This is a genomic window from Nocardioides sp. (genome assembly GCF_051876515.1).
Lineage (GTDB): Bacteria > Actinomycetota > Actinomycetes > Propionibacteriales > Nocardioidaceae > Nocardioides.
This window is the reverse complement of the sequence record NZ_JBJEHY010000239.1, coordinates 1-5,037: the sequence shown is the minus strand read 5'-3', so window position 1 is coordinate 5,037 and position 5,037 is coordinate 1. Positions and strand designations below refer to the sequence as shown.

Annotated in this window: 6 protein-coding genes and 1 pseudogene; all 7 read left to right on the top strand. The window is 71.1% G+C overall.

The window, feature by feature from the left end; translation table 11 throughout:
• Positions 1 to 998 (top strand): methionine--tRNA ligase (locus tag ACI379_RS16645; RefSeq protein ID WP_439793246.1); only part of this gene is annotated, 998 nt, incomplete at its 5' end.
• 34 nt (positions 999 to 1,032) lie between these two features.
• Positions 1,033 to 1,506: a hemerythrin domain-containing protein gene (locus ACI379_RS16640; protein ID WP_439793245.1), complete on the top strand. Its 474-nt coding sequence runs from the start codon at positions 1,033 to 1,035 to the stop codon at positions 1,504 to 1,506.
• 48 nt (positions 1,507 to 1,554) lie between these two features.
• Positions 1,555 to 2,115, top strand: coding sequence for a hypothetical protein (locus ACI379_RS16635; protein WP_439793244.1), 561 nt, complete (start codon positions 1,555 to 1,557; stop codon positions 2,113 to 2,115).
• A 3-nt stretch (positions 2,116 to 2,118) separates the two neighbouring features.
• Entirely contained in the window at positions 2,119 to 3,006 is an 888-nt protein-coding gene (locus ACI379_RS16630; protein ID WP_439793243.1) for an alpha/beta hydrolase, read from the top strand.
• Between the two features lie 13 nt (positions 3,007 to 3,019).
• Positions 3,020 to 3,529 carry a ribose-5-phosphate isomerase gene (locus tag ACI379_RS16625; protein ID WP_439793242.1) on the top strand — a complete coding sequence of 170 codons (510 nt, stop codon included), beginning with the start codon at positions 3,020 to 3,022 and terminating at the stop codon, positions 3,527 to 3,529.
• A gap of 3 nt (positions 3,530 to 3,532) precedes the next feature.
• Entirely contained in the window at positions 3,533 to 4,393 is an 861-nt protein-coding gene (locus ACI379_RS16620) for an Fpg/Nei family DNA glycosylase (protein ID WP_439793240.1), read from the top strand.
• Positions 4,394 to 4,411: 18 nt separating this feature from the next.
• Positions 4,412 to 5,037: pseudogene (locus ACI379_RS16615) on the top strand (serine/threonine-protein phosphatase); the annotation flags it as partial.

The following is a 5,037-nucleotide window of genomic DNA, read 5'->3' as shown; positions in this document are numbered from 1 at the left end:
AGTGGGCGCGCCGCACCGGCAACCCCGACGCCTGGCGCGAGTGGTGGAACGACCCCGAGGCCCTGTCGTACTACTTCATGGGCAAGGACAACATCACCTTCCACTCGCAGATCTGGCCGGCCGAGCTGCTGGCGTACGCCGGCAAGGGCGACAAGGGCGGGGAGCCGGGCATCTTCGGCGAGCTCAACCTGCCGACCGAGGTGGTCTCGAGCGAGTTCCTCACCATGGGGGACCAGCAGTTCTCCTCGAGCCGCGGCCACGTCATCTACGTCCGCGACTTCATCGAGCAGTACGGCCCCGACTCGCTGCGCTACTTCATCTGCGCCGCCGGTCCCGAGTCCTCGGACGCGGCGTTCACGTGGGCCGAGTTCGTCACCCGCAACAACTCCGAGCTCGTGGCGGGCTGGGGCAACCTGGTCAACCGCACGGCCACGATGATCGCCAAGAACTTCGGCGAGATCCCCCAGCCCGGCCCGCTGGAGCCGGTCGACGAGGAGGTGCTGGCCGCGGTCCGCGCGGGCTTCGCCTCGGTCGGCGACCTGCTGCGCCACCACAAGCTGCGGGCGGCCACGGCCGAGGCCCTGCGCGTGGTGAGCGAGGTCAACAAGTACGTCACCGTCACCGAGCCGTTCAAGCTCAAGGAGCCCTCGCAGCGCGAGCGTCTGGCCACCGTGCTGCACACCGCGGCCCAGTGCGTGAGCGACTGCAACACGCTCATGGCGCCGTTCCTGCCGCACGCGGCCAACAAGGTGCACCTGGTGCTGGGCGGTGAGGGCGAGTTCGTCCCGATGCCGCGCATCGACGTCGTCCCCGACCTCGAGCCCGGCAAGGGCGCCCAGGGTGAGGACTACCCCGTGATCACCGGTGACTACTCCTCCACCCCGCGGTGGGAGTCGCGTCCGGTCGTGGTCGGGACGCCCGTGGCGAAGCCGAGCCCCGTCTTCACCAAGTTCGACCTGGCCGCGATCCAGGAGGAGCAGGGGCTCCTCCAGAGCTGAGCGGCTGGGAGTCCAGGAGGGCGAGGAGCAGACCATGTGCCACTACTGCGGTTGCCGCCAGATCCCGCTGATCCGGGACTTCATCGCCGAGCACGAAGAGATCAGCGCACTCGGGGCGAAGGCCGTGCGCGAGCTCGGGCGGGGCGAGGTCGACCTCGCCCAGGCCGACGTGGACCGGATGCGGGACCTCTTGGCCAGCCACTGGCGAGGTGAGGAGGACGGCGTCTTCGTCGCAATGGCAGCGGCGGACGAGTTGTACGCCGACTACATCCGCCCCCTCGAGGACGAGCACCGCGAACTCGGCGCCTTCTTGGCAGGGATCGACCTGCGGAGGCCCGAGGACGTCGCCCGTTTCACCCGCGAGCTGGACGATCTGGCCGAGCACATCGTGCGCGAGGAGGACGGCTTGTTCCCTGCGACGCTCGTGACGTTGAGCGGCCCGGAGTGGGACGCCTCCATCGCGGCCTGGGAGGCGGCTCACCCCGGTCGCACGCTCCGTACGGACTGACCCGAACCGGGCGGCGCCTCCTCGCGACGTCTGCCTAGGATCGCCGGCATGACACATCACGTGCCGCACCTGCTCGTCCGCCAGAAGATCACCATGATGGTGAACCGGTTCGAGGTGCTCACCTCTGACGCCTCCGGCCAGCCCGGCCAGCTGCTCGCGTTCGCGGAGCAGAAGCGGTTGGCGTTCAAGGAGCAGGTCACCTTCTACACCGACTCCTCGCGCACGGTGCCGGTCTTCGGCTTCAAGGCCCGCAAGGTCGTGGACCTCGGTTCCGGGTACGACGTGGTGGACGCCCAGGGCACGCCGATCGGCTTCTTCCGCAAGGACTTCGGCGCGAGCCTGCTGCAGACGACGTTCCACGCCGAGGGTCCGGACTGGACGGGCACCGGCAAGGAGCGGTCGCTGCTGTTCGCCCTGCTGCGACGCTTCGCCGACCTCCCGGTGCCGATCCACTTCGACTACGTGGACGCCTCGGGGCAGCCGGTGCTGAGCGTCCAGCGGGCCTTCGCGGTGCGTGACAACTACCGGGTCGACGTGCCGGACCCGCGGGTCGACTTCCGGATGGCTGCGGCGATCGCCGTCGCCATGGACGTCCTGATGGACCGCTGAGCCGTGCTGTTCCCCGAGTCGGTCGAGGCCCTCAAGGTCCACGCCCTGCAGCTGCACGTCACGGACCCGGCGTACTCGGTGGAGGCCGAGCGCGCGGCCGCCCGTACCGCCGCGCTGGGCGCCCCGCGCGAGCACGTCGAGAAGGTCCTCGACGTCGACGCCGGTGGGGTGCCGTGCCGCCTGTACGTCCCGGTGGACGCGGAGCCGGGGCTGGTGGTGCACCTGCACGGTGGCGGCTTCGTCTTCAACGACGTCGAGGTGCACGACCCCTCCTGCCGCCGGGTGGCCAACCGCGGCCGGCGTGCGGTCCTCAGCGTCGACTACCGCCGCCCGCCCGAGCACCGCTTCCCCGCGGCCCCCGACGACGTCGACACCGTCCTGGCGTGGCTGGACCGTGAGGCGGTGGCGCACGGGCTCGAGGGCCCGCTGTTCGTCCACGGCGACAGTGCCGGCGCCAACCTCGCCCTGGTTGCGGCGCTGCGCCACCCGGGCCGGTTCGCCGCAGTGGCGCTGATCTACCCGTTCCTCGACCCGACCGGTGGTTTCGACTCGTACCGCACCGCCGCGGACGGCTTCGACGCCGCCGAGGCCGCCTGGTACTGGGAGCAGTACGCCGCCACCGAGGCCGACCTGGTCGACCCCGACCTGGCTCCGCTGCTCTCGACCGAGCTGGGCACGCTGCCGCCGACCCTGGTGGTCACCTGCGAGCACGACCCGCTGCGCGACGAGGGGGAGCACCTGGCCAACCGGCTCGCCGAGCTGGGCGTGGAGGTGGTCGCGACCCGCTACCTCGGCCAGCTGCACGGCATCTGGCGACACCCCGACGCCTTCCCCAGCGCGGAGCCGATGCTGCGGCAGGTGGTCGGTTTCCTCGCGGCGCACGTCGACTGAGAGAATCGTGCCCATGCGCGTTCACATCGGATCCGACCACGCCGGCCTCGAACTCAAGGACCACCTGCTCAACTGGCTCGTCGACAACGGCTACGAGGCCGTCGACCACGGTCCCTTCGTCTACGACGCGCTCGACGACTACCCGGTCTTCTGCCTGCGTGCCGCCGAGGGTGTGGCCGCTGAGCGCGCCGACGGCCTCGACAGCCTCGGCATCGTGATCGGCGGGTCGGGCAACGGCGAGCAGATGGCCGCGAACAAGGTGCAGGGCATCCGTGCCGCCCTCGTGTGGAACGACGACACCGCCGCGTTGGCCAAGGAGCACAACGACGCCAACGTCGTCTCCGTGGGCGGTCGGCAGCACACGATCGAGGAGATGACCCGGTTCATCGACATCTTCCTCACCACGCCGTTCAGCAACGACGAGCGCCACGTGCGCCGCATCGGCCAGATGAGCGACTACGAGCAGACCAAGGACCTCCCCGCGCTGCCCGAGTCCGCCCTGCGCGGTCCCGAGAACGACTGAGGCATGCCCGAGGGGCACACCCTGCGGCGGCTGGCCGACGACCTGACCGACGCCTTCGGCGGACGTGAGCTCGCCGTCAGCAGCCCGCAGGGCCGGTTCGCCACCGAGGCGGCGCTGCTCGACGGCACCGTGCTGGAGCGGGCCGACGCCGCCGGCAAGCACCTCTTCCTCGAGTTCGAGGACGACCGTGTGGTGCACATCCACCTCGGGCTGATCGGCGCCTTCGACGTCCGGCCCGAGGCGGCCGAGCTCCCCGGTCCGGTCGGCGCCGTGCGGCTGCGGCTGGTGTCCGGGGACGACCTTGTGTCGTACGCGGACCTGCGCGGTGCGACGCGGTGCGACCTGGTGGGGCCGGCTCGACGCGACGAGGTGGTGGCCTCCCTGGGCCCCGACCCGCTGCGGCCCGACGCCGACCCCGACCGCGCCTGGCAGCGGATCCGCCGCTCGGGCAAGCCGGTCGGGGAGCTCCTGATGGACCAGACCGTTCTGGCGGGTGTCGGCAACGTGTACCGGGCCGAGGTGCTGTTCCGCCAGCGCATGCACCCGCTGCGTCCCGGATCGACGCTCCGCGTCTCGCAGTGGCAGGCGATCTGGGACGACCTGGTCGAGCTCATGGCCGAGGGCGTGCGGCTCAACCGGATCGACACCGTGCGCCCCGAGCACACCCCCGAGGCGATGGGGCGGCCCCCGCGCCGTGACGACCACGGGGGAGAGGTGTACGTCTACCGCCGCGCCGACCAGGCCTGCCTGGTGTGCGGCGCGGTGGTGCGTACGGAGCCGTTGGCCGGACGCAACTCGTTCTGGTGTCCGCAATGCCAGCCCAGGTTCCGCTCCCGGGCCGTACAGTCGTCGACAGCCACGTAGAACCAGCAGAGGACACAGATGAGCGACGGGACGAGCGCGCGGCCCGGCCCGCAGCCGACGATGTCGGCGCGCCTGAGCACGTGGGCGAACCGGATCCTGCCCAGTGGGCGGCGAACCCTCGCGGGACTGGTCCTGGCCACCGTCGTGATCGGCGTGGGCCTGTGGATCGAGCCGGACGTCGTCCCGATGGTGTCGCTGCTGCTCCCGCTCGTGGTGTCGAGCCTGGTCCTCGGGCCGCGCGACCTGCCCTGGTTCGTGGTCTTCGTGCTCCTCGTGCTGGCGACGATCATGCCGCGCCAGCCCGACATCACGGTCCGGGTCGCCGCCTCGGTCGTGATCATGTTCAGCCTCGGCTTCCTGATCCTGCTGGCCTCGTTCCGGCGCTCGCGCCTGGGCGTGGCGGGAGTCCAGGGGGAGTCGATGCTCGTCGACCTGCGTGACCGGATCCTTCGTCAGGCCGGCATCCCCGCCCTGCCCGCCGAGTGGTACGCCGCGAGTGAGATCCGCTCCGCCGGCGGCACGCCGTTCGCGGGCGACTTCATCGTGGCCGTACGCGTCGGGGACCGTCTCGACGTCGCCGTCGTCGACGTCTCCGGCAAGGGCGAGGGTGCGGGCACCCGCGCACTGCTGCTCTCCGGGGCGAT